Source organism: Acinetobacter sp. AS5 (assembly GCF_048957595.1).
Classification (GTDB): Bacteria; Pseudomonadota; Gammaproteobacteria; order Pseudomonadales; family Moraxellaceae; genus Acinetobacter.
The window spans coordinates 12,248-37,953 of record NZ_JARDAL010000039.1 but is presented as its reverse complement, the minus strand read 5'-3'; the positions used below and the strand labels follow the sequence as shown (position 1 = coordinate 37,953).

General features: G+C 43.7%; 21 protein-coding genes and 1 riboswitch. Of the genes, 10 read left to right on the top strand and 11 right to left on the bottom strand.

The window, feature by feature from the left end; genetic code table 11:
• Window positions 1-29: 29 nt before the first annotated feature.
• The 4 genes from uca to PV763_RS12760 form a co-directional block, all read right to left on the bottom strand.
• Window positions 30-3,650, bottom strand: coding sequence for an urea carboxylase (uca, locus tag PV763_RS12775; protein WP_420937984.1), 3,621 nt, complete (start codon window positions 3,648-3,650; stop codon window positions 30-32).
• 4 nt (window positions 3,651-3,654) lie between these two features.
• On the bottom strand, window positions 3,655-4,305 hold the full coding sequence (locus PV763_RS12770) for an urea amidolyase associated protein UAAP2 (protein ID WP_420937983.1): 651 nt from the start codon (window positions 4,303-4,305) through the stop codon (window positions 3,655-3,657).
• A gap of 11 nt (window positions 4,306-4,316) precedes the next feature.
• Window positions 4,317-5,054: an urea amidolyase associated protein UAAP1 gene (locus PV763_RS12765; protein WP_420937982.1), complete on the bottom strand. Its 738-nt coding sequence runs from the start codon at window positions 5,052-5,054 to the stop codon at window positions 4,317-4,319.
• Between the two features lie 28 nt (window positions 5,055-5,082).
• A riboswitch (guanidine-I (ykkC/yxkD leader) is annotated at window positions 5,083-5,194 on the bottom strand.
• A gap of 205 nt (window positions 5,195-5,399) precedes the next feature.
• Window positions 5,400-6,293 (bottom strand): LysR family transcriptional regulator, encoded by an 894-nt coding sequence (locus PV763_RS12760; RefSeq protein ID WP_005106887.1) that lies wholly within the window; start codon window positions 6,291-6,293, stop codon window positions 5,400-5,402.
• Window positions 6,294-6,573: 280 nt separating this feature from the next.
• Between PV763_RS12760 and PV763_RS12755 the strand changes: the two genes are divergently transcribed.
• On the top strand, window positions 6,574-7,302 hold the full coding sequence (locus PV763_RS12755; RefSeq protein WP_420937981.1) for an HAD family hydrolase: 729 nt from the start codon (window positions 6,574-6,576) through the stop codon (window positions 7,300-7,302).
• A gap of 69 nt (window positions 7,303-7,371) precedes the next feature.
• Here the strand turns inward: PV763_RS12755 and PV763_RS12750 are convergent, their stop codons facing one another.
• The 4 genes from PV763_RS12750 to PV763_RS12735 all read right to left on the bottom strand — a co-directional run bounded on the left by PV763_RS12750 (window position 7,372) and on the right by PV763_RS12735 (window position 12,150).
• Window positions 7,372-7,722, bottom strand: a complete 351-nt coding sequence (locus PV763_RS12750; RefSeq protein WP_004280391.1) for a hypothetical protein — start codon at window positions 7,720-7,722, stop codon at window positions 7,372-7,374.
• Window positions 7,723-7,982: 260 nt separating this feature from the next.
• Window positions 7,983-9,149, bottom strand: coding sequence for a fatty acid desaturase family protein (locus PV763_RS12745; protein ID WP_420937980.1), 1,167 nt, complete (start codon window positions 9,147-9,149; stop codon window positions 7,983-7,985).
• 42 nt (window positions 9,150-9,191) lie between these two features.
• Window positions 9,192-10,214, bottom strand: coding sequence for a flavin reductase family protein (locus PV763_RS12740; protein WP_034439364.1), 1,023 nt, complete (start codon window positions 10,212-10,214; stop codon window positions 9,192-9,194).
• 298 nt (window positions 10,215-10,512) lie between these two features.
• Window positions 10,513-12,150, bottom strand: coding sequence for a long-chain-fatty-acid--CoA ligase (locus PV763_RS12735; protein ID WP_253174746.1), 1,638 nt, complete (start codon window positions 12,148-12,150; stop codon window positions 10,513-10,515).
• Between the two features lie 379 nt (window positions 12,151-12,529).
• On the opposite strand from PV763_RS12735, the gene PV763_RS12730 reads away from it, so the two are divergent.
• Window positions 12,530-13,951, top strand: a complete 1,422-nt coding sequence (locus tag PV763_RS12730) for a PLP-dependent aminotransferase family protein (RefSeq protein WP_420937979.1) — start codon at window positions 12,530-12,532, stop codon at window positions 13,949-13,951.
• A 48-nt stretch (window positions 13,952-13,999) separates the two neighbouring features.
• On the opposite strand, the gene PV763_RS12725 is transcribed toward PV763_RS12730, so the two are convergent.
• From PV763_RS12725 to PV763_RS12715, 3 genes are all read right to left on the bottom strand, one after another.
• Window positions 14,000-15,331 carry a DcaP family trimeric outer membrane transporter gene (locus PV763_RS12725; protein WP_420937978.1) on the bottom strand — a complete coding sequence of 444 codons (1,332 nt, stop codon included), beginning with the start codon at window positions 15,329-15,331 and terminating at the stop codon, window positions 14,000-14,002.
• A gap of 108 nt (window positions 15,332-15,439) precedes the next feature.
• Window positions 15,440-16,813 (bottom strand): MFS transporter, encoded by a 1,374-nt coding sequence (locus PV763_RS12720; protein ID WP_420937977.1) that lies wholly within the window; start codon window positions 16,811-16,813, stop codon window positions 15,440-15,442.
• Window positions 16,814-17,042: 229 nt separating this feature from the next.
• Window positions 17,043-17,954 (bottom strand): LysR substrate-binding domain-containing protein, encoded by a 912-nt coding sequence (locus PV763_RS12715; RefSeq protein ID WP_420937976.1) that lies wholly within the window; start codon window positions 17,952-17,954, stop codon window positions 17,043-17,045.
• Window positions 17,955-18,069: 115 nt separating this feature from the next.
• On the opposite strand from PV763_RS12715, the gene PV763_RS12710 reads away from it, so the two are divergent.
• The 8 genes from PV763_RS12710 to benE all read left to right on the top strand — a co-directional run bounded on the left by PV763_RS12710 (window position 18,070) and on the right by benE (window position 25,704).
• On the top strand, window positions 18,070-19,179 hold the full coding sequence (locus PV763_RS12710; protein WP_420937975.1) for a muconate/chloromuconate family cycloisomerase: 1,110 nt from the start codon (window positions 18,070-18,072) through the stop codon (window positions 19,177-19,179).
• A 13-nt stretch (window positions 19,180-19,192) separates the two neighbouring features.
• The gene (gene catC, locus PV763_RS12705; RefSeq protein WP_004647036.1) at window positions 19,193-19,483 is read left to right on the top strand and encodes a muconolactone Delta-isomerase; all 291 of its coding nucleotides are present in this window, start codon (window positions 19,193-19,195) and stop codon (window positions 19,481-19,483) included.
• Window positions 19,484-19,637: 154 nt separating this feature from the next.
• Window positions 19,638-20,558, top strand: a complete 921-nt coding sequence (gene catA, locus PV763_RS12700; protein ID WP_004731099.1) for a catechol 1,2-dioxygenase — start codon at window positions 19,638-19,640, stop codon at window positions 20,556-20,558.
• A gap of 71 nt (window positions 20,559-20,629) precedes the next feature.
• A complete protein-coding gene (gene benA / locus PV763_RS12695) occupies window positions 20,630-22,018 on the top strand; it encodes a benzoate 1,2-dioxygenase large subunit (RefSeq protein WP_005096958.1) in 1,389 nt (462 codons plus the stop codon).
• Window positions 22,015-22,506, top strand: coding sequence for a benzoate 1,2-dioxygenase small subunit (gene benB, locus PV763_RS12690; protein ID WP_005096959.1), 492 nt, complete (start codon window positions 22,015-22,017; stop codon window positions 22,504-22,506). Before benA ends, benB begins: the two co-directional genes overlap by 4 nt.
• Before the next feature lie 90 nt (window positions 22,507-22,596).
• Window positions 22,597-23,613 carry a benzoate 1,2-dioxygenase electron transfer component BenC gene (gene benC, locus PV763_RS12685; protein ID WP_420937974.1) on the top strand — a complete coding sequence of 339 codons (1,017 nt, stop codon included), beginning with the start codon at window positions 22,597-22,599 and terminating at the stop codon, window positions 23,611-23,613.
• A 24-nt stretch (window positions 23,614-23,637) separates the two neighbouring features.
• Window positions 23,638-24,423 (top strand): benzoate diol dehydrogenase BenD, encoded by a 786-nt coding sequence (gene benD / locus PV763_RS12680; RefSeq protein WP_179999712.1) that lies wholly within the window; start codon window positions 23,638-23,640, stop codon window positions 24,421-24,423.
• Window positions 24,424-24,483: 60 nt separating this feature from the next.
• Complete coding sequence (benE, locus tag PV763_RS12675; protein WP_420937973.1) at window positions 24,484-25,704, top strand: benzoate/H(+) symporter BenE; 1,221 nt, start codon at window positions 24,484-24,486, stop codon at window positions 25,702-25,704.
• The last annotated feature ends 2 nt before the right edge of the window (window positions 25,705-25,706 follow it).

Sequence of the window (25,706 nt, the reverse complement as noted above, 5' to 3'; positions counted from 1 at the left end):
TGCGGACGGTCTATTTTATTCCTACTTCATTAAGCCACTGGTGCCAACGTAAACAACACCTGCCCCGTTTTTACCGTCTGCCCTTTTTCAATGGTAATTGCATCCACACGCATACGCTCAGGTGCAATAATTGGTATCTCAATCTTCATCGCTTCAATCACAGCTAAGGTCGCACCTTCTTCCACAATATCGCCTGACTGACATTCAATTTTCCAAATTGAACCCGGCATATGTGATTCCACCGCACAACCACCTTCAGGCACTTCAACACCTTCGCCATCATCCACAGCATCTAGACTTTCAGAGACATATTCCGCAAGACCTGCTTCATGCCAGCGACGGCGCTCTGCATCAAAGTTGGCTTGTTGCACCGCTTTAAATGCCGAAATAGATTCTTGGTTTTCAGTTAAGAAGTCGTTGTATTCTTTTAGATTCAATACACCATCTTCAATGCGTAATTTTAAACGCCCTGCTTTAAAGTCCTCACGCATTTGCATGAGTTCCGCTTCAGACACTTCATAAAACTTAATTTGGTCAAAGAAGCGCAGTAACCACGGCATACCTTGTTCAAAGTCAGGGTTTTTACGGTAGCGTGACCACATTTGCGAAGTACGACCGACAAACTGATAACCACCCGGACCTTCCATACCGTACACGCACATATACGCACCGCCGATCCCCACAGCATTCTCAGGCGTCCACGTCCGCGCAGGGTTATATTTAGTCGTGACTAAACGCTGACGCGGATCAAGCGGGGTTGCCACAGGCGCACCCAAGTACACATCGCCCAAGCCCATGACCAAATAACTCGCGTTATAGACCACGTCTTTCACGGCTTGTTTGTCTTTTAAGCCATTGATACGACGAATAAATTCGATATTGTCAGGACACCACGGTGCATCAGGGCGCACAGTTTGCATATAACGTTCGGTTGCGAGTTGGGTTTGTGAATCTTCCCAAGCAAGCGGTAAATACACAGTACGTGATGGCACTTGCATCTCAGTGACATCAGGCAGTTGCTCTTCTGCGAATTGAAGCATACGCAATAAATCAATCTGATCAAGCTTGGTCGAATCAAAATGGATTTGCAGCGAACGAATGCCCGGTGTCAGGTCAATAATGCCTTGAATATTTTGATCTTTGACCCATTGCACCAGCGCATGAATACGGAAACGCAGGTTTAAATCTAAAACCAGTTCGCCATATTCAACCAGCATATAGTTGTTGCCAGCAGGACGATACACCACATCAGGCGTGCCATTTTGACCTTTTAAGGTATCTAAAATGGCAGATTTCAACGTGCTGATTTCAGGATAGAACGATTCATCAAAAGTGACAGCTTGCGTATCTTGAGCATTTAATTGCGCATGATATTTTTCATTCAGCAATTTCGCTTGATGGTAACTCACAGGCACAAATTTGACTTTATCGCCTGCTTTGAGTTGACCGAGTTTCCACAGCTCAGAATTGATCACTACCGCAGGACACACGAAACCACCGAGGCTTGGACCATCTGGACCGAGAATAATTGGCATATCACCGGTGAAATCAATCGCACCAATCGCATAGGCATTGTCATGAATATTGGATGGATGCAGACCTGCTTCACCACCGTCCTGACGAGCCCATTCAGGTTTTGGTCCAATCAAACGGATACCGGTACGGCTTGAGTTAAAGTGAATTTCAAACTCGTTGGCAAAGAAGGTATCAATGTCGTTTTTGGTAAAGAAATCAGGCGCACCATGTGGACCGTACATCACCGCAATTTCCCAAGAGTTTGAGAATGCAGGGATTTGATCTTCTATTAAGGCTTTCACGTCATCAGATGTAAATGCCGTGATTGGAAGCATATCGCCAATCAGTAAATTACGCCCCGCATGACCGCCAAACTGACCCAAGGTAAAAGTCGCTTGTGAGCCTAAATATTCAGGCACATTCAGACCACCTTTAATCCCGATATAAGTACGGCAACCTGTGGCGATCTTGCCACATTTCAGCGTCTGACCTTTACGCACATTCACAGTTTGCCACATCGGGACAGACACACCATCCAAAGTCGATGGCATATCGCCACCTGCTAATACAATTTGGCTATCGCAATGGAATTTTAAGCTTGGACCTTGCAAAGTACATTCAAGCCCTGCGGTATTGGGTGCATTGCCTAACAATTGGTTCGCGACATTTAAAGACAGCGGATCAATCGCACCTGATGGTGGCACACCAACATCCCAATAGCCCAAACGACCTGTGACATCTTGCACGGCAGTTTGAATGCCCGCTTGTAAGACTTCAATTTTTTGGGTTTTCCATTCAAAGGTATTTAAAAAGCGCGTGGTCTGTGTACCGGCTTTAAATACATCGCAGTCGATAATGTTTTGTAGATATTCAAGGTTGGTTTCAATGCCTGCCACTTGGGTTTTAGCCAGTGTATCGGTCATGGCTTGAATCGCAGACTCACGATCATCCGCAGTCACAATGATTTTGGCAATCATCGGATCATAGAAAGATGAAACGTTTGAACCGGTCTCTACCCAAGTTTCATTACGCGCATTGTCATCAAATTCTACGTGAGTTAATAACCCTGCACTTGGTTGGAAGTTTTTGATTGGGTCTTCAGCATAGAGACGCACCTGAATCGAATGCCCTTTGGATTCAAGTTTTGATGTCGGTGCAACCCAATCACCACTTCCTAAAGTCACCATCCATTCAACCAAGTCCACACCAAAGACTTGCTCGGTGACACCATGCTCAACTTGCAGACGAGTATTCACTTCCAAGAAATAGAATGCTTGCGTGTCGGTATCCATCACAAATTCCACGGTACCTGCCGAGCGGTAATTCACCGATTGCATCAATTGAATTGCGACATTTTGAATATAGGCACGTTGCGTATCGTTTAAGTGTGGCGCAGGCGTTTCCTCAATCACTTTCTGGTTACGACGTTGCACCGAACAATCACGCTCACCGAGTGCTAGGATTAAGCCATTGCCATCACCAAAAATTTGCACTTCGATATGACGGGCATTTTGTACGAATTTTTCGAGGTATAAACCTGCATCTTTAAAGTTGGCTTGCGCTAAATACGACACGGTTGCGTAGGCATCTTTCAGCTCTTCCGCATTCCAGACCAAGCGCATGCCGATGCCACCACCACCTGCTGTACTTTTCAGCATCACAGGATAGCCAATACGTTCCGCTTCAAGCAGTGCTTCAGCTTCATCAGCCAATAACTGACTACCCGGAAGTAACGGTACATTGGCTTGAATTGCAAGCTCACGTGCCGTGTGTTTTAAACCAAAGGCTTTCATCTGTTCCGCATTTGGTCCTAAGAACACAATGCCTTGTGCTTCACACAGATTACAGAATTCTGCATTTTCAGAGAGGAATCCATAACCCGGATGAATCGCTTGCGCACCGGTTTGTTTAGCAACTTCTAAAATTTTATCGACATTGAGATAGCTTTGGCTAGCAGGTGCATCACCAATAAAGACCGCTTCATCGGCTAAAGTGACATGCAATGAATCACGATCTGCTTCCGAATACACCGCAACCGATTGGATGCCTAATTTTTTAAGGGTACGGATGACACGACAAGCAATTGCACCACGGTTGGCGATGAGAACTTTATTAAACCCATATTTTAAAGTCATAGTCTTATACCTCGCCTTCACGGACAATCAGTTGAATTTTTGTTGGGTTATAGGCATTACATGGGTTATTCAGTTGTGGGCAGTTTGAGATCAACACAATCAAATCCATCTCAGCTTTAATTTCCACATATTTGCCCGGTGCAGAAATCCCATCATCAAATTTCAGGTGACCATCTGAAGTTACAGGTACATTCATAAAAAAATTAATATTTGGACCGATATGGCGCACATCCAGACCATGCTTTTTCGCAATCGGATGTTGTGACAATGCAATCATGAAATTGTTACGGCAACTGTGCATTGGATATTTATCATGCGCATAACGAACCGTGTTACTTTCACATGAACATGCACCGCCTAAAGTATCGTGGCGACCGCAGTTGTCATCATGAATACTCGCAATTTTATTGCCAAAGTTGGTATATAAAGTCGTACCTTTTTCTAGATAAATTTGACGGTTCATCGCCAAAGTATCGGTTGCGCTATAACGCTCTTCAGGGTTATGTGCGGAAATAAACAAAGTATCCACCGCTTGATTACCTTCAAGATCAACAATACGGAAATACTGGCCTTTTTTGACTTCACACATCCATGCTTCACCGGCAGGACAAACTTCGCTAAGTACTGATTTTTCTAGATTTACGAGTGCAGTCATGATCATTCCCCTTAAGCAGTTAAAGCGTAGTAGCGGTTATTATTTTGAAACGCACGCTGATTTTGCGGGCATGAGTCACGGCAGACATCTGTCTCGCCTAAAGGTAATGCTTTAAAGAGTGAGAGTTGAATATCAGCAGGTGCATATTCAGTCGAATTATCTAGAGCATGTGGCGCACTCGATAAAAACACCAAGCAGTCCATTTCAAAACGCAATTCAATTACTTGATCGGTATTGTCAGAGGTGACATAAGACAAGTTGCCGTTGTCATCTGGTTGCACTTTCGAGAAGAGATTTAAGGTATTGCTAAGATCGGTTGCAGATAAACCAAATTTGGTCATTTCAAGTAATAAGCTGTCTTTGCCATTGCGGTACATGTCGTTACGCGCATCTTGGAAGCTTTGCTTGCCAAACTGTTGTTCGATTTGCTGTGCGGTACTTGGCGCACAAAAGGCATCATTCCAACCATGGTCATCTTTAACAATCGAGATCATCGCACGACCTAAATCAGACGCCAAAATGTGCCCTGTACTTAAAAATGCGCTGTGTTGACCTTTTAAGCTGTCTGGCATGTTATAGGCTTCAAGCTTATCTTCGCTATTCACACAAAACAGTGAAACATTGGCATTTGCGCCTAAAGATTTAAGTTGTAAAACTGCGCCACGCTGGATGCGTGCTGACCAGTGGTGTCCACCCGGTAAACGTTCAGTCCAAAGGACTTGATCTTCGTGATAAGTAGTTGTGCTCATATGCATCCATCCCAATCTTGTACGGTTTACCTCCCGGGCTTTTATCCCTCCGTGTAGCTTGAGCTTGAAACTTAAGCCGTGAACTCTCGGTCGCAGACCTACATGAATCTTCATGTATCGGAACCCTAGATCACTTTATGATTGAGTAGATAGATGCAAAGGACGTGCCAAACTGGTAATACTATTTTTTATATTCGTAATACTTTTTTTGAGATGGAACTGATCACTTCAGGTGCAAGGCTCTGAAAAAGGCATCAAGATGTACCAAAATAAAAAAATCCCGGCTTGAACCGGGAGTTTAAAATCTAGAGATGAGAACTCAATCAAACTATTTAAGTTGTAGAGTTATTTACTTAAAATCTCATGCAGCATATTGCGTAACCATTGATGGCTGGTTTTATGATGACAGGACATATGCCAATACTGCTTTACGGAATAGGTCGGGAACGCAATTGGCGCATTAAAGATCTTGAGATTGCCACGTGATAACAGGACTTCACTCAAATAATAAGGCACGGTCGCAATCGCATCGGTTTCCTGCACTACCAGTCCGACTCCCAGATAACTTGGCAGACGCATTAGAATGTCACGCTTAAGTTCCAGATTCAGCAATTCATTTTCAATATGGTAATGCCCCATCCCGGCATCAATATCGATATGGGTTTCACGTAAATACTCTTCGGTCGTGATGCAGTCACCCGTTAGTCGCGGATGGTCTTTCGCCGCGATCACTACATAATATTGCTCAAACAGTTTCTGCTGATAAAAGCCATTCTCCAGATTTGGCAAGAAGCCCAAAGCCAGATCAATCTCGCCATTGGCCATCTGATAACTGGTTTCCGAGGTAATCGGACGCACATTCAGACGGATATGGGATGCATGCTGCTTCAGATACTGGGAAATTTTTGGCAATAACACCAGATGCGATACATCGGTCATCGCCAGTGTAAAGCGCTGCTGTGAAGTGACCTGATCAAAATTGATAGTGAAATTATTGATTGCTTCAACTTTGCTCAGTGCTTCGCTGACCAAGGGAAAGAGCTGTTTGGAAAGGTCTGTCGGCAGCATCTCATTGCCAATACGTAAAAATAAAGGATCACCATAATGCTGACGAATTTTATTCAGCAGATTGCTCACCGCTGGCTGGCTCATATCTAAATGATCGGCTGCCTGAGATACGTTCTTAAATTTATAGACATAATAAAAAATACTGAGCAATTTACAGTCAAGTTCAAACACAGAAATACATTTCCTTTAACTTTCTCCTCATTCGGACAGGTCTTTTATCCGCATAAGTCTATTTAGAGTCAGATTAAAATATAACACTTTGCAACTATTTTCAGGATTAAACTCGCTGTAATTTTCCGAAAAAAATACTTTTGCCAGATGAATAAATTCATTAAAAAGTACCTCAACGCAAAATTTCCAGCCCGGTTTACTCAGGTCAGTTAAACATTTAAATCGTATGCGATATACTCAGCCCCACTGAATAAATGGTAAAAATACAGAGAAATCTTATATGTTTCAGGATAAAAAGCTGGTCTGTTTTGATCTAGATGGTACGTTGATTGATTCTGTAGGCATCTGGAATCAGGTAGATGCAGCCCTGATTGATGAGCTCTCCAACAGAAAAGTCGATTTACATGAGATTCAGATTCAGCAACAGCGCGATCTTCAACTTACCGCCTTGAGACATATGTCAGATCCTTATCTGGAATATTGTGGATTTTTAAAAGAACAATACGGTTTTGAACCAGCTAAAGAAGAAGTAAAAAATCGTCGTTATAGTATTTCCCGACATTTTCTTGATTATATCGTCGAGTTAAAACCTCAGGCAGACCTCCTGATTCAGGCTTTAAAACAGCAACAGATATCACTGGCTTTGACCACCACCACCAGTTTATTCAATGTACAGCGCTATCAGGATAACAATCGAAATATTAACTCTAAAATCAGCTTTGATGAGGACTTTTCCTTGATTCTCACCCGTGAAAATGTCCAGAACATTAAACCTCATCCCGAAGTTTATCTGAATGTTTTGCAAGCCTTTAACCTTCGACCTGAGGAATGTCTAATTATTGAAGACTCTCTAGTCGGTGTAGAAGCAGCAAATCATGCGGGCATCGAGGTAGTGGGAATTTATGACCAGCACTCCGCTCATGAAATAGATTTGATCAAAGCCAAAGCAAATTATTATGTCGAAAATTTTGCTGAATTATTAAGTTCATTCAATAACAACATCCACTAAAAAAGATGCCATGAAGCATCCTTGTTCATGACATCTTGAATACTATTTGTGGCTTAAAAATCTTGCTGACTATTTGGCTTTTTTATAGATTGAGCCTGAACCAACCAGATTTCCGGTTTTCTCATCGATTGCAAAATCGACCATACCTGCACCTGCGTTCAACTGAAGCATGCCATTTTCGTTCACTGCAGCGGGCATTGGATTCTTTTTCTCGGTTTTACCGGTTTCCTTATCTTTGATCGTATTGGTAATCAGATAATTTTCACCATTTTTGGAAATAACCAGAATATTTTCAAGTTTTGGATTTTCCACGGTGTTTTTCCAATTGCCCTGATAATCTGGTGCTGGCGCTTCAGTGGTATTACAAGCAGTTAAAAGTACTAATAATGGAATTGCTGAAAAATATTTAAGATGTTTCAAAACTGAGACCTTGAGTGTAACGACGCGGCCATTATAGAGAGAAGCCCTTAGGGCTGAAGCAGGTTGTTGTAGGCAAAGCGTTTCAGCAGTACTGGATCTGTTTTGCTTTCGTCATTTTTTGAAATCTGTATCCATATTTTATTCATAAACAGAATCATTCTAATGATATTGAATCTGATAAAACTCAAAAAAAATTCCTCAATAGACCATCCAAATCTATTGAGGATTACCAAAACGGTGAATAAGTAACGCTTAAAAAATTATGACAATAGTTTCGCTTTAAAGTAGTTGAATACAGATTTGGCAGCATGGGTTTTTTCAACCACCTGCTCAGTCCAGTGATTCGGTAGAGAACATTTAGCGAGACCTACCCATACAGTAGAAAACTGTTTCATAAAGCTGGCTTCGTTATAATGAATGCCATATTCTGCACAGAGCGCTTTGATTTTTGGCGCAACCTGCGCATAGCGATTGGCGGGCATGTCTGGGAATAAATGATGCTCAATCTGATGGCTCAAATTGCCACTCAAGATATGTAGCCAGGTTGTTCCACTAAAATTGCTCGAACCACGAATCTGGCGTAAATACCACTCGGCACGGGTTTCATTGTCAGTATTGTCCATTTCAAAGGTTTCAGCATCTTCAGTGAAATGACCGTTAAAAATGACAGCAGAAGCCCATAGACTGCGAATCACATTGGCCACCGCATTTCCGGTAAATACCGGAATGGCGTTTGGGCCGGCAATGAGCGGGAAAAATACATAATCTTTTAACACCTGACGTCGCATTTTCTGGCGTAAAGGTGCTGCCTCTTCCCAGACTTCTTTCCAGGTCTTGGTTTTATAGGCAATCACATCTTCCAGATGCAGACGTTGCAGGCCAACATACCATTCGAAAAATACCATTAACTGAATGCCCAGTGGAATATTGAACAGAAAGCGTGGTTCCCACTTCTGCGATTCACTGACTCGAATCAGTCCATAACCCACATCATGATCCATCCCGACAATATTGGTATAAGTATGGTGAATATAGTTATGGGTGTATTTCCAGTCATCGCCGGTTGAAATCGTATCCCAGTCATAGGTCGCACCGTTCAGACTCGGATCATTCATCCAGTCGAACTGGCCATGCATGACATTGTGGCCGAGTTCCATATTTTCCACGATTTTGGAAAGACCGAGCAGACCTGTCCCTGCTAGCCATACCGGTGGCAACCAGCCGGCAAACATCAGCATGCCGCGTGAGGCAATTTCACTATAGCGGACAAAGTTGCGGATTTTATAAATATATTCGGCGTCTTTTTCCCCCAGATCATCCATGACCTCGCGGCGGATCGCATCGACTTTGGTACCGAATTCCTCAATCTGTTCAGGACTAAGAAATTGGCTTTTGCTATGTCGTTTAAAATCAATTTGCATATTCATGGGAGCACCTTCTTATAGTTTAATTAATGGCTTATCAATAGTTTATAAATTAATCACCACAGGACTCACTGCCTGAGAAATGCACAGTTTGATCTGGGTATTATTACCATGATCAATTTCACCGGTCAGGACATTTCGTACCGAACCACTGACTTTGGTACAGGAACAGGTATTGCAGATACCCATTCGGCAGCCATGCGCTGGTCTCAAGCCGGATTTTTCGGCACTTTCCAGTAAGTTGGACTGGGCTTGAAATTCCTGCTGCGATCTTAAAAACCGTACCGGCTGTGCTTTAATTTTTTCATCGACCACAATTTGGAAATATTCCCAATGAAAATTGGATTTCAATTCCAGTTTATCAACGATGCGAAGTGCGGCCTTCATCATCCCGGCGGAGCCACAAGCATAAATTTTTCGTTCTGCAAAGTCTGGCACCAGCTTTTGTAATAAGCTCTGCGTCAGATGCTGCTGGTGTTCCACGGTATTGAAATGGTGATATTTCAAGTTTGGATGCATAAGAGCCAATGTTTTCAGTTCAGCATGAAAGGCATCATCTCGAGTGAAATAAATCAGGTCGATCTGTTCCAGAGACTGAATGACTGCTTTTTGCAGCAAGGAGTAAATGGCGGTAATACCACTACCTGAAGCCAGGAATAAAATCGGCTGGGTGGATTTTTGCAATGTGAACTCACCTTGGGGCTGAGATATTTCAACCACCGCACCAATTTGCATCAGACTTAAGGCACGTGACACTTTACCCTGCTGTTTAACCGCAATGATCAGATCACCATTTTTCAATACCGTCACCACAGAATAATGTCGCTGATGTCGTATGCCATCGAGTCTAACAGTCACTGCAATATTCTGGCCGGCCTGAAATGACTTGGCTTTAAAATTATGATTTGGACGTAAGTGAATTTTGAAAAAGTCAGGGCTGATGGCTTGAATGCCCATAACGGCAGCCTTAACTTTTTTAATTGCCCAGGTTGGATGGATTTTTTCACCAATAAAATCAATGAAATCTTCCCGGATCCAATGCGGCTGATAGGTTGGCATGCTTGTCATTTTTATCCCCTTATCCGCAGACAGTTTTATTAATGTACAACTGTCTAATTATTATATTGCTCAGGATAAAGAATTCTCACATTCAGACCATGTCAATACAGGTCAAATTATGTGCCTAAGCCATATAATATGACTTTTTGTCGGACAATATCATCTAAAAGTATCGATCAAGGCGATATGGATTGAGAAAAAGCATTTTTAAACAGACAACGCTGCTTAGCCTGTACATAAAAAAACTGATCTCTATTCGAGATCAGTTTTTTGACTTCATGTAGGAATTTTCAGATTAAATGACGCTTTAACCTGCTGCCTGCTCCAAAAGAATAGTCCCATATAATTCACGCAGATCTTTTTTCAGCATTTTACCAGTACCACTGAGTGGAATCGCATCAACAAATACGACTCGGTCTGGAATCTGCCATTTGGCTACCTTGTCTGCATAATATTCCAGCAGATCAATCTCACTTAGCTGGCTGTCCGGCTTTTTAATGGCAATCAATACCGGGCGCTCATCCCATTTAGGATGTTGGGCGGCAATTACGGCAGCCATCGCAATTTCCGGATGTCCCATGGCAATATTCTCCAGTTCCACCGATGAAATCCATTCTCCGCCAGACTTGATTAAATCTTTAGAACGGTCACTGAGTTTCATAAAACCATCCTGATCCAGCGTAGCAATATCGCCGGTATCAAACCAGCCATCTGCAGTTAGTGCTGATTCTTCCTTGCCGAAATAATGGCTGATGACCCAATGCCCTTTGACCTGTAAATTTCCTGTGGTCTGTCCATCACGTTCAATTTCATGCGTCCCTTTTTCTGCATCGGTCAAACGTAGGTCAACCCCGAACGGAGGACGACCTTGGGACAGACGAATCTGCAATTTTTCTTCATCAGACAGATGCAAATGTTTGGTCTTGAGCTGATTCGCTGTACCCAGTGGACTGATTTCCGTCATGCCCCAGGCATGGATCGTTTCACAATTAAACTGTTCTTTGAAAGCTCTTAGCATGGCCGGTGGACATGCCGATCCACCTACTACATTCCGTTTTAGGCTTTCCAGTTTGGAGCCTGACTGGTTTGCGGCGGCAATCAAACCCTGCCAGATGGTCGGCACACCAAGAGCTACCGAAACCTGATAATTATCAATCAGGTTGACCAGACTGGCGCCATCCAGGCCCGGTCCAGGAAGGACCAAAGTGCATCCCACCATCGCAGCGGCATACGGTGTGCCCCACGCATTCACATGGAACATCGGCACCACAGGCAACATAATGTCGGCAGCCGAGACATTTAAGGAATCAGGTAAAATGATGGCATAGCTATGTAATACCGTAGAGCGATGGCTAAACAGCACACCTTTGGGATTGCCCGTGGTTCCTGATGTATAACACAGAGAGCTTGCCGAGTTTTCATCAAGTGTTGGCCACTCAAAATCTGCATTTTGGCCGGCAATCAGATCATCATAAAATTGTACTTCTGGTATCGCTTCTCTAACTGCCGGATCAGCTGCATCCAGACAGATAAAATGCTCGACTGAGCTCAACAGCGCTTTCACGGCTTTAATTAAAGGGACAAATGTTTTATCGAACAGCACCACGCGATCCGCAGCATCATTCATAATAAAAATCAGCTGTTCCGGAAATAAGCGCGGGTTAATGGTATGACAGACCAGGCCACTGCCAGAAATGGCATACCAGGACTCTAAATGGCGATGATTATTCCAGGCAATAGTCGCGACCCGATCTCCCTGCGCTAAGCCGAGTTGTTGTAATGCATTGGCAAAACGTTTCGAGTTTTGGTGAATTTCTCCCCAATTGGTCACTGTAATACTGGTATCGGTATTTTTGGAAATTACCTCGGTATCGGCATGATAGCGTCCTGCATGTTCAATCATGCTGCTGATCAGTAAAGGCTGAAACATCATATTTCCGAGCATTCTCCACTCCTTTGTGCTTGTTATTGGTCCGTATTTGCGTATCGTTGTTATAGTTGCATGATGGCTCGGTCTGAAACCGTAACTTACTTTTTATCATCATGTGGATTGAATTTAGCAAGGAAATCTAACTTTGTAAGTATCGAATTGTGACAAATTAAGCCAAGTGACTGAGGCGTATAAAAATAGGAATACAATTTATGTAGAGATAAAATTTCCACAGAAAATCTGAGATCTGATTTTCACTTTAATTGTCGTGCATCAAGACTCAAGCTTAAAAAATAGAATGACAACAATCCTATTCCTCCCTTTTGTTATATTGAGTATCTTAAAATATGCTATAAATCAAAATAATTAGAACAGTTTTAGTTCAAGAAAGTATATGTATAAGTCTGAAAAACTGGCACAGAATATTCGTCAGATGATTGAAAATGACGTATGGAAGGCACATGAAAAATTGCCCTCACTTCGCGAACAGACCCAATTATCTGGTTATAGCCTGATGACGGTACTCAATGCTTATCAAGAACTTGAAGCGCAAGGGCTGGTTTATGCCAAAGACAAATCGGGCTATTACGTTGCAGAACACACTCAAGCACTGCTCAATAGCAAACAGTCTGTCCAGATTGGTTTAAATCCTAAAATTCAAATCAATTCGGTGGTATTTAATTATTTAAAATCGACTCAGTCAGACGAAATTGTACCTTTTGGTTCAGCCTTTCCCAATGCAGAGCTGTTATATAACGCCAAATTCATGCAGATTCTGGCACAGCAGGCCAAAAGAAAAAGCAGTTACAACAATCAGAATCATATGCCGCCCGGCAATCAGAACTTGCGGCAACTGATTGCCAACCGTTATCAATTACAAGGCGTTACCTGTAACCCGGATGACATTGTCATTACATCTGGTGCGCTAGAAGCATTGAATCTGTCCTTACAGGCCTTAACCCAACCCGGTGATTTTATCCTGCTACAGCAAACCATATTTTATGGCGCCTGGCAGGCAGCCGAGCGTTTGGGGTTACAGGTGATTACCATCCCGGAACATCCACAGTTTGGCTTTGATCTCGAATCATTTGAACAGGCTTTAAAACAGTATCCAATCAAGGTGTGCTGGCTGATGCTGAATGCCCATAATCCGATTGGTTTTACCGTCAGTTCTGAAATCAAACAAAGAATTGCGGAACTCTTGTATGAATATCAGGTGTATTTAATCGAAGATGATGTTTATCAGGAATTAAATTATGGTTCATCCAAACCGCTACCCGTTAAATATTTTGATCGGCATCAAATGGTGCTGCACTGTGCCTCATTTTCGAAAACGCTGGGGATGGGCGCCCGCGTCGGCTGGGTGTATGCCGGCCCATTTTCGGATGCCATTCAGCACTTACAGCTCATGAGCACTTTAACGGTCAGTCCCTTACTTCAAAATGCGCTGGTCGAGTTTATTTCACATCATCATTATGAAAAACATTTGCGGCATTTAAGGCAGCATCTGGAAAAATATAAAAAGAAATTTTATCAGGAACTTAAAGCACGTTTAGGCGCCGTCTGTGAAATTTATTATTATTCCAGTGGTTATTTCCTCTGGATTGAGTTGCCTAAAGAAGTCGATGCCCAGCAGCTCTATGAACAATTGCTTCAGCAGCATATTTCAATTGCCCCTGCACTGCTGTTTAAGCCTGAGCCTGCCAGCCAACATTATATTCGGCTGAGCTGTTCGTTTGAATGGACAGCCAAGATTGAAGATGCAGTCAATCTGCTGGCAGAAACCATGCTTCAAAAGAGCAAAAGCGCGGATTAATTCATCCACGCTTCTGTTACAGATCAGACTCTCTCATTGAAAGAAGTCTTAGAAGTTGTAAATCGCAACCGCATTGATTCGGTTGTCTTCACCTGTACGACCACTAATTACGTCACCATCAATATTTAATGCAGGCCCATATGCTTCGCGTTCACCATAAATATATTCCAGACCGAAACTTAAAGGTTTGGTTGGGCTATAGAAAACGTTTGCCCAAGCCTGCCACAGATCTTTGTTAACTGTACTTGTATTCACGGCAGTAAGATAGCCATTATCTTGGTCAAAATTCATATAACCATAACCTAATGTACCGCGCAATTTGTCATTAAACTGCTGGGTAATACCTACTGTAATCGAGTCAAATTCACTTTGGTAAAGATTTCCACCTGCTGCAACAACACCTGTATTTGCATAAGACACAAAGCTGCTATCGCCTTTAACATGGTAATAATCAGCTTTGAGCGTTGTACCCGGTACAACATCATACTTGGCACCAAGCCCTACACCCCATGCGGTTTTTTCATCTTCATTGACACGCTTTTCATTCCCCATCGCACGGGCACTGACTGTAAGATTATCAGCAAATTTATGATTTAAACGTGCTGTTAAAGCAGGTAGGCGCTGTTTAATACCAGTAATGGTTGCATCTTTAGGATCTTCTACTGCAAATACCAGATTGGTTTCAGGACTGATGGTGCTGGTATAACGAACTTGTGGCGTCCGTTTAATTGAACCGCCAGCATAAACCAATGCATCTACAGTTTCCGGAATATAATCTGGCACTGCAAAGTTCGACCAGGTTTGACCGATCAACCAGTTGGCATAGCTGATATAAGCATGACGGATACGCAAGTTATCAAAGCTTGCGCCGCCCAGAAAATCCACTTCAACTTTACCGCTTAAAGCTTTATCTCCAGCACCGACTGGTGCTTTAAAATCCATGCCTAAACGGGTTGCAGCCAGAGTAGATTTAAATTCATCACTACGCTCACCGACACCTTCTAAAGGTACAGCATTAATCTGGTTATACATACGTGCTGCTGAACCACCTTCAGCCTGATAAGAGGCATCGGCACGAATATTTCCATAAAGATTAAATTCGGCACCACTGGCAATTTTCATTACGGGTTTTGTTGCTGGAGCAGGTGTTGCTGCAACATGTGCAGTGACCACAGCCGTCTGTCTTTGCTGTTGCTCAACCAGTGCCCGTAGAGCCTGAACTTCCTGGCGCAGTTGTTCAATTTCCTGCTGATTCGACTGAGCTGAGGTTTGTGCTTGAGTCGATAAGCTGATGCCCCCTAAACTCATTGCCATCATGCTCATCAGAACTGTGCGCTTGAATGTGATTGTTGGTTGATTAAATAATTGTGTCGTGTTCATCCTAAACTCGCTTTTTATTATGCGTTTCGATTCTAGCAACAGATCACCACCCGTTACGATGGCGATCTATATCATTGGGAATATTATCTTTATTGATTGAAATCTAACTTAATGTGTCGCTTCTTTTGCCAATGGATTCGGCTTCACATCAGGTGTTGCAAGGGCTTGGCCATCTACGGAAGTTTTTAAGTTCACCAGGAAAATTGCCAGCGCAGCGATTACGCCAGGAATCGCAATTGCAAAGAAGTTCATTTGATGCGGTAAATTCATGGTTAATAAAGCACCAGTGAGTACCGGCCCAACAATTGCACCAATACGTCCAATACCTGATGCCCAGCCCATACCGGTAGAACGTACCGTCGACGGATAATACTGCGCCACAAAGGTATAGAGCAGAATTTGTGAGCCAATCGTTGCAGCGCCTGCCACAGCAATCAAGGTATATAGAACGAATTGCGGACTGTTAAATCCAAGCAGAATTAATGCAATGGCACCACATAAGAACATGATAGACAGCACTTTTTTGATATGGAATTTATCTGCGAGATATCCACCACCAATGGCACCTACCATACCGCCAATATTCAGTGCGAACAGGAAGATCATACTTGCACCCAGCGAGTATCCTGCCTGAATCATCAGTTTTGGTAACCAGCTACCCAAGGCGTAGACCATCAACAGGCACATAAAGAATGCCAGCCAGAACATAAAGGTACTGAAGCTACGGCCTTGTTGAAAGAGTGCTTTTAATGGCGCCTCATCCCCTTTTTGCACTTCATTCAGTACAAACTGGGTGTCACTAGTGATGACCTGTGTCGGAGAAATTTTCTGAATAATAGTGTGTGCTTGAGCCGTCTGTTGCTTGTTGGTCAGGTACATCAGGGATTCTGGCAGATATTTCCATAGAATCGGCAAGATGAGTAATGGAACGCCTGCAAGCAGGAACATGATTTTCCAACCAAATTGTGGCACCAACCATGCACCGAGTAGCGCAGAAGTCATCCCGCCAATGGCATAACCACTAAACATCAGGGCAACCAGCGTACTGCGGATACGTTTAGGCGCATATTCGGTCATCAATGCCACGACGTTAGGCATGACACCGCCAATTCCAAGGCCAGCCAGGAAACGTAAAATTCCGAATTCGACTGGTGATGTGGCAAAGGCACCGATAAAGGTAAACCCACTAAAAATAGCCACACAGATCATGATGGTTTTTTTACGGCCGAGTTTATCGGATAAAGTACCGAAACTCATGGCACCAAACATCATTCCGAATAAGGCAGTACTGGCCAGCATGCCCGCTTGTACCGCACTTAGCGACCATTCCTGCATCAGTAACGGCAACGCCACCCCATAGATGACCAGGTCATAACCGTCAAAGATAATGATCAGCAAACACCAGATCAAAACACCCCAATGAAAGGGTGTGAATTTCGCTTCATCAATCAGCGTATTTATATTCACTTTATTTGTAGACATCTCCACCTCCTAATTGTGAAGTTCAACTTATGCTGCTCACAATGCAGAAAATAGGAAAAAATGTCTAAAACTGAATAGGCATGGCTTTATACCTATAAGGTCTGGGTAAAATTAAACTATTCAATTAATTAATAAATATATTATTCAATCATGAAGTTTTCTAAAACAGGTTGTTTTTATCACGTCCTCATAGGTTTTGGCGCTATATCATTCGCACAATTTTTAGCGATTAAAATACCGATCGATCGTATTTTAGCGCTTCAAGATCATAGACTTGATATACCGCATCAAACAGGTAACGAATGTATTCGCTTTCATCCATATTGCGCATGGCCATAAAGACAGGACTCACTGCAAAAGCATCTGCTAGAGGTACAAAGTTGAGATGGGCTAATTTAATGTTTTGCGCACTTTCCGGTACGATGCAGACGCCTTCTCCGGCAGCGACAAAGCCCAGTGCCAGCTGTAACTCACGGACAATTCGGATATTTTTTGGTTCCAGACCATACTCGGAAAATATGCCACGAACCTGGGTCGAAAAATTTGCCTTTCCAGTATTCGGATATAAGAACAGATGCTGATCGACCAGTTCAGATAAATGTATATTTTCACGATGAGCCAGTACATAACTTGAATGAGCCGCCACTACTAGGCGTTCTTCACGCAATAACACGCGTTTTATCGCAGGATCCGAGATTCTTAAACGGCCGAAACCGACATCAATTCTTCCCTCTTTCAGCGCCTGAATCTGTTCATAGGTATTCATTTCCATCATCTCGATTTTGAGATAAGGATGCTGCTGCTTAAATAAAAATAAAATCCGTGACAGCAAACCAAACAATAAAGAGCCAACAAAACCGATGGTTATGGTGCGATCAGCAATGCCAATCCGTTTGGTCATCGATTTTATTTCTTCAGCATTAGACAAAAGTTTAACAGCGTGCTGATAGAAGAATTGACCGGCTTCGGTGGTTTTTAGCGGACGGCTACCACGCTCAAATAGCTGAATATCGAGCTCTTGCTCTAGATTTTGGATCTGTCGGCTCAAAGGTGGTTGAGCAATAAACAGTTTTTCTGCCGCTTTGGTAAAACTTTGTTCTTCGACGACGGCAACGAAGTAACGCAAATGTCTGAGTTCCATGGCTCTGAATACCTTTAAAGTATAAAAAAATGCTAAATCGATCTTAGACCAATCAACATTATTCTTTTAAGGTATATCAAGTCAAAGCATTAAAGCAAGAATGTGAACCCGTATTATGTATAAGTCAGTTGAAACCTTGCTGGTAGAAATTCCAACCATTCGCCCTCACAAGATGGCAGTGGCGACGATGCAAACCCAGACCCTGGTATTGGTCAAAATCACCACTGAAGATGGTTACATCGGTTGGGGTGAAGCAACAACTATCGGTGGCTTAGGTTATGGTGATGAAAGCCCGGAAAGCGTAAAAGTAAATATTGAAACTTATTTTGCGCCTCTTTTAAAAACATTATCCGGTTTAAATGTTGCACAGACATTACAAGCAATTAAAAAGAATATTAATGGTAACCGTTTTGCCAAATGTGCGATTCAGACTGCACTTTTAGACATTCAGGCACAACGTTTAGGTTTGCCATTAAGCGAAGTCCTCGGTGGCCGCTTACGTGACAGTATTCCAGTTCTTTGGGTATTGGCTTCTGGCAATACCGAAAAAGATATTGCTGAAGCAGAGAAAATGGTTGCGGCAAAACGTCACAACATTTTCAAACTGAAAATCGGTTCTCGTCCGGTAGAAGAAGATGTTGAACATGTGCTGGCAATTAAGAAAGCCTTAGGGAAAGACATTTCGATCCGTGTCGATGTGAACCGTGCCTGGTCAGAACTGGAAGCCATTAAAGGCATTCAGTTATTGCAAGATGGCGGTGTTGATCTGATCGAACAGCCATGTGCAATTGATAACCTGGATGCCATGCGCCGTCTGACCCGACGTTTTGATGTTGCCATCATGGCAGACGAATCGTTAATGGGCCCGCACTCGGCGTATGAGATTGCCAAACAAAACGGTTCTTCTGTATTTGCGGTCAAAGTTGCCCAGTCGGGTGGCCTGATTGAAGGTTGTGAAGTAGGCAAGATTGCCAAACTTGCAGGTATTGACCTGTATGGCGGCACCATGCTGGAAGGCCCGGTGGGCACGATTGCTTCGGCACATGTGTTCTCTACTTTTGAAAGTCTGGCGTTCGGTACCGAGCTGTTTGGTCCTTTGCTGCTGACTGAAGATATTTTGAAAACCCCGCTCAACTATCAAAACTTTGAACTTGAGATTCCGAAAGGACCAGGTCTGGGGATTGAGTTGGATGAAAACAAGATTGACAACTTACGTCGTCAGTAATTAGGAGAAACCCATGCTTTTCCACGTACGTATGGATGTAAACATTCCACGTGACCTGCCAGTTGAACAGGCAAACGAAATTAAGGCTGTTGAAAAAGCCTATTCGCAGGAATTGCAGCGTCAAGGCAAATGGCGTCATATCTGGCGCATCACGGGCCAGTACTCAAACATCAGTATTTTTGATGTTGAAAGCAATGAAGAGTTGCACAACCTGTTACAAGGCTTGCCGCTCTATCCTTATATGAATATTGAAGTGATGGCATTAAACCGTCACCCATCTTCAGTTCGAGATGACGACAGTTGATTAAATGAGCGGATTGGGAGTCACCGGATTCCCCTTCCGAATCGAAAACAGAGGGTACCTCAACAAGGATTGTGGCCAGCCAGATTTAGCCAGCCAATGAAAGCTAAAAAAGTGCGCCACTAAAAGATGAAAGACATACTTTAGGAGCAATAGTATGAATCGCCAAGAAATTGATGCATTAGTTAAGCAAATGAACGTTGATACAGCGACAGGTCCTGTAGATGAACGTGTACAACAAGTTGTTGTGCGTTTATTGGGCGACCTTTTCCAGGCTATCGAAGATCTTGATATTTCCCAGTCAGAACTGTGGAAAGGCCTGGAATACTTTACTGATGCCGGTCAAGCGAACGAATTAGGTTTATTGGCTGCAGGTTTGGGTCTGGAGCATTACCTAGACTTACGTGCTGATGAAGCAGATGCTAAAGCAGGTATTACTGGCGGTACGCCACGTACGATTGAAGGTCCACTTTATGTCGCTGGCGCACCTGAAACTGTAAGCTTTGCGCGTATGGATGATGGTTCTGAAGAAGGCAAAATCCCGACGCTGATCATTGAAGGTACAGTGACGGATACTGACGGCAACCGTGTTGAAGGTGCCAAAGTTGAAATCTGGCATGCAAACAGCCTGGGTAACTACTCATTCTTTGACAAGTCACAGTCTGACTTTAACTTGCGTCGCAGCATCATTACCGCTGCCGATGGTCAATATACTGCATTGACTACAATGCCAGTGGGTTATGGCTGCCCTCCAGAAGGTACCACCCAGTTTGTACTGGACAAATTAGGCCGTCACGGTAACCGTCCATCGCACGTACATTACTTCGTATCTGCACCGGGTTACCGCAAACTGACTACTCAATTCAACATTGAAGGCGACCAATACCTGTGGGATGACTTTGCATTCGCGACTCGTGAAGGCTTGGTTGCAACTGCGGTTGACGTGACTGATGAAGCTGAAATTGCAAAACGTGGTCTAAACGGTCCTTTCAAACACATTCAATTTGATATTGAACTTGTGAAAGAGAAACAAAACGTACCTTCTACTGAAGTTGATCGTCGCCGCGCTAGCGCTTAATACATTAAGAAGCGGGATATGCCTTGAGATATATCCCGCTGACTTCCCCCTTGGAAAGTCGGAGAAAGGACATGCCTCGTATTCCCGTAATTAACACCAGCCATTTAGACCGCATTGACGAATTACTGGTTGATGATTATGAATCTGGTGAATTTAAACTACACCGTTCAGTATTTACAGACCAGGCCCTGTTTGACCTTGAGATGAAATACATCTTTGAAGGTAACTGGGTTTATCTAGCACATGAAAGCCAGATTCCAAACAATAACGACTTCTATACTACTTATATTGGTCGTCAGCCGATCATCATTGCACGTAACCGTCAAGGTGAACTGAATGCCATGATAAATGCCTGTTCGCATCGCGGTGCACAATTGTGCCGTAACAAGAAAGGCAATAAAGCAACTTATACTTGCCCATTCCATGGCTGGACTTTCAATAACTCAGGTAAGTTATTAAAAGTCAAAGATCCGGCTGAAGCGGGTTATTCAGACTGCTTTAACAAAGACGGCTCACATGACCTGAAAAAGGTTGCCCGTTTTGAAAACTATAAAGGTTTCCTGTTCGGCAGCTTGAATCCGGATGTTCCTTCTCTGGAAGAATACCTGGGCGAAGCGACCAAAATCATTGACATGATCGTGGATCAGTCTGAACAAGGTCTGGAAGTTTTACGTGGTTCTTCGACTTATACCTATGAAGGTAACTGGAAGTTGACTGCTGAAAACGGTGCTGATGGTTATCACGTGTCTGCTGTACACTGGAACTATGCTGCAACGACTCAGCAACGTAAAGAAAAAGAAGCTGGCGACAACATCCGTGCCATGAGCGCAGGCGCATGGGGCAAACAAGGCGGTGGTTCTTACGGCTTTGAACATGGTCATATGCTGCTTTGGACTCAATGGGCTAACCCGGAAGACCGTCCTAACTTTGCCAAGAAAGATGAATACACTGCGCAATATGGCGAAGCCATGGCGAAGTGGATGATCGAACGTTCACGTAACCTGTGTATCTATCCAAACGTTTACTTCATGGATCAGTTCGGTTCACAAATCCGTGTCCTGCGCCCGATTTCTGTCGATAAAACTGAAGTGACGATCTACTGTATCGCACCTGTAGGCGAAGAGCCTGAAGCACGTACCCGTCGTATCCGTCAGTATGAAGATTTCTTTAACGCTTCAGGTATGGCGACACCAGACGATCTTGAAGAATTCCGTGCTTGTCAGGCAGGTTATGCCGGTATCGCGCTGGAATGGAACGATATGTGCCGTGGTTCTAAACACTGGATTCAAGGTCCTGATGATGCTGCCAATGAAATCGGTTTAAAACCAAAACTGTCTGGTATTAAAACTGAAGATGAAGGTCTATACCTGTCTCAGCACCAGTACTGGTTAGAATTGATCAAAAAAGGTATTGCGACTGAGAAAGAAATTGCAGCATCAACTGAAGGAGAAAACGCATGAGCGACATCACTTTAGAAAATATTGCTCAGTTCCTGTATCAAGAAGCCCGCTTTTTAGATGATGAACAATGGGATGACTGGTTAACTTGTTATGCCCCTACTGCGTCTTTCTGGATGCCAGCTTGGGATGATGATGACAAACTGACCACAGATCCGCAGTCTGAAATCTCGTTGATTTACTATCCAGATCGTCAAGGTTTAGAAGACCGCGTGTTCCGGATCAAGACTGAACGTTCATCTGCAACCATGCCGGACACACGTACCTGCCATAACCTCAGCAATATTGAAATTGTTGAACGTGATGGCGACAAAGTGACTGTACGTTTTAACTGGAATACTTTGAGCTTCCGTTACAAAACAAGTTACAGCTATTTCGGTATGTCTCGTTATGAAATCGATTTCTCAGGCGATAAACCACAAATTTTAAGCAAATACGTGGTACTGAAAAACGATTACATCAACCAGGTTATCGACATTTATCACCTCTAAGACTGTTTTTACAGCTAGGTTATGCCTTTCGGTCAGATGGAAAATTGGCTGAAAGGCTCAGTTACAAAGATTTATATAGGATATTCAGCCATGTCAAACCACAATGTTGCACTTCAATTTGAAGATGGCGTTACACGTTTTATTTCTGTTTCAGATGGTGAAACACTGTCGGATGCAGCTTACCGTCAAAAGATCAATATTCCTTTGGACTGCCGTGATGGTGCTTGTGGAACGTGTCGTGCGTTTTGTGAATCAGGTTCATTTGACATGCCTGAAGAAACTTATATTGAAGATGCTTTAACGCCTGAAGAAGCCGCTGAAGGCTTTATTCTTGCTTGCCAATGTAAACCAACTTCAGATGCAGTATTCCAGATCCAGGCATCTTCTGAGGTCTGCAAAACTGAAATTCATGCCTTCCAGGGTACTTTGGCACTCGTAGAGAACTTATCTGACTCGACTATTACTTTTGATATTCAGTTAGACGAAGGTCAGGCAGACATTCACTTCCTTGCAGGTCAATATGTCAATGTCGGTATCCCGGGAACGACTGAAACCCGTTCTTATTCATTCAGTTCAAAACCAGGTAACCGTTTAACCGGGTTTGTGGTACGTAACGTGCCAAACGGTAAAATGAGTGAATTTTTAAGCGTCAATGCCAAAGCTGGCGACAAAATGACTTTCACTGGTCCATTTGGTAGCTTCTACCTGCGTAATGTGACCCGTCCAGTGCTGATGCTGGCGGGTGGTACAGGGATCGCGCCGTTTATGTCGATGCTGCAAGTCTTAGAAGAAAAAGGTTCAGAACATCCAGTGCGTCTGGTGTTTGGTGTGACCAATGATTTTGACCTGGTAGCGATTGAAAAACTAAATGAGCTGCAGGATAAATTCCCTTGGTTCGAATACCGTACTGTGATTGCGAATCCAGAATCTAATCATGAGCGTAAAGGCTATGTGACCGGTCATATCGAAAAAGAATGGCTCAATGCGGGTGATGTGGATATTTATCTGTGTGGTCCTGTGCCAATGGTTGAAGCAGTTCGCGGCTGGTTAGATGCTGAAGGCGTTAAACCTGCAAACTTCCTGTTTGAAAAATTCTCTGCAAACTAAGTTCAGACTGAACCGGAGAATAGAATGAACCGTGCAAAAAGATTTGAAAATAAAGTCGTGATCGTGACCGGTGCTGCCCAAGGCATCGGGCGCGGTGTGGCGCTGCAAGTGGCAAACGAAGGCGCACAAGTCGTCATGGCGGATCTTTCCCCTTTTGTAGAGGAAGTTCTGGCTGAAATTGAAGCCACTGGCGGTGATGCGATTACTGTCAAAGCCAATCTGGAAACCTTTGCCGGCGCAGAATCTGTTGTCGCCAAAGCGCTGCAAACTTATGGCCGTGTCGATGTCCTGATCAACAATGTTGGCGGCGCGATTTGGATGAAACCTTTTGAAGAATTTTCTGAAGAGGAAATTATCAAGGAGGTGAACCGCTCACTGTTCCCAACGCTGTGGTGCTGCCGTGCAGTTCTTCCAGAAATGATTAAAAATCAGAAAGGTACAATTGTAAACGTATCTTCTATTGCCACACGTGGTATTAACCGTGTTCCATATTCAGCATCTAAAGGTGGTGTGAACGGTTTGACCGCTTCCCTCGCCTTTGAACATGCCAAAGATGGAATTCGTGTCAATGCGATTGCAACTGGCGGTACCGAAGCACCACCGCGTAAAGTGCCACGCAATGCCAATCCGCTGACTGAATCAGAAAAAGACTGGATGCAGCAAGTGGTTGATCAGACCATTGACCGTACTTTTATGGGTCGCTACGGTACGATTCAGGAACAGGTGAATGCCATTGTATTCCTGGCTTCGGATGAATCATCGTATATGACTGGTACCGTCGTACCGGTCGGTGGTGGTGATCAGGGCTAAATCCTGATCATGACTTTTTTTTAACAGGATCATGGTTTGACGCAAGGAGGCACATCACCAATGAACACCCTGTTTCAGACATTAAAAAATGATTGGTCAATTTCAGCAACTGTTGCAGGATTTTTAGCAGTACTGATTTCCTATTCAGGCCCACTAATCATTTTTTTCCAGGCTGCTCAACAAGCCCAAGTTTCCCCAGACATGATGATTTCATGGATTTGGGGAATTTCTATTGGTGCTGCACTTGCCGGTATTTTCTTATCGATTAAATACAAAATACCTGTCGTTACCGCCTGGTCTGCACCCGGAACAGCTTTATTAGTCACGCTGTTTCCCGATATTTCGCTCAATGAAGCGGTTGCTGCCTATATCACCTCTGCCGTGGTGATTTTTTTCATTGGGATCACCGGTTATTTTGATAAATTGCTGTCCTGGATTCCTCAGGAAGTCGCTGCCGGAATGATGGCAGGGATCTTATTGCAGTTTGGTTTAGGGCTGTTTACCGCGACCGATACCATGCCCTATATCGTCTTTGGCATGCTGGCGGTATTTTTGCTGGCCAAGCGTTTCAGTCCACGCTATGCCATGGTCTGGGTACTGGTTGCCGGTGTGGTTTTAAGTATGTTACTGGGCAAGATTAACCCGGTCACGGCAGATTTTAGTCTGGCAATTCCGCAATTTATTGCACCGGAATGGACCTGGAGTTCAACCCTGAATCTGGCCCTCCCCCTGATTCTGGTCAGCCTGTCTGGCCAGTTTTTACCGGGAATGGCGATTATCAAACTCAGTGGTTATGACATGCCCGCCAAGCCGATTATCAGTGCGACCAGTATTGCCTCGCTTGCAGTGGCCTGTGTGGGGGGTATTACCATCGTATTGGCATCTATCACGGCTGCTTTGTGTTTAGGCAAAGACGCGCACGAACTGAAAGAAAAGCGTTATATCGCCGGTGTGGCGAATGGGCTTTTTTATATTTTAGGCGGTTTATTTGCCGGCAGCATCGTCATGCTGTTCAGCCTGATGCCCAAAGAATTAATTGCGGCTTTGGCAGGACTGGCATTACTGGGTGCGATTGCCACCAACATTTCCGTGGCCATGGGCAAAGAGTCGCAACGTGATGCAGCACTGATCACCTTTTTAGCGACTGCTTCCGGCATGCATTTCTTGGGACTGAGTTCAGTCTTTTGGGGAATTTGCCTTGGCCTGGTCGCACATTTTCTGCTGTCACAGAAAAACCGTAACGCAGTTCCGGTTACAGCATCAGATTCAAAACGAGTTTAAAG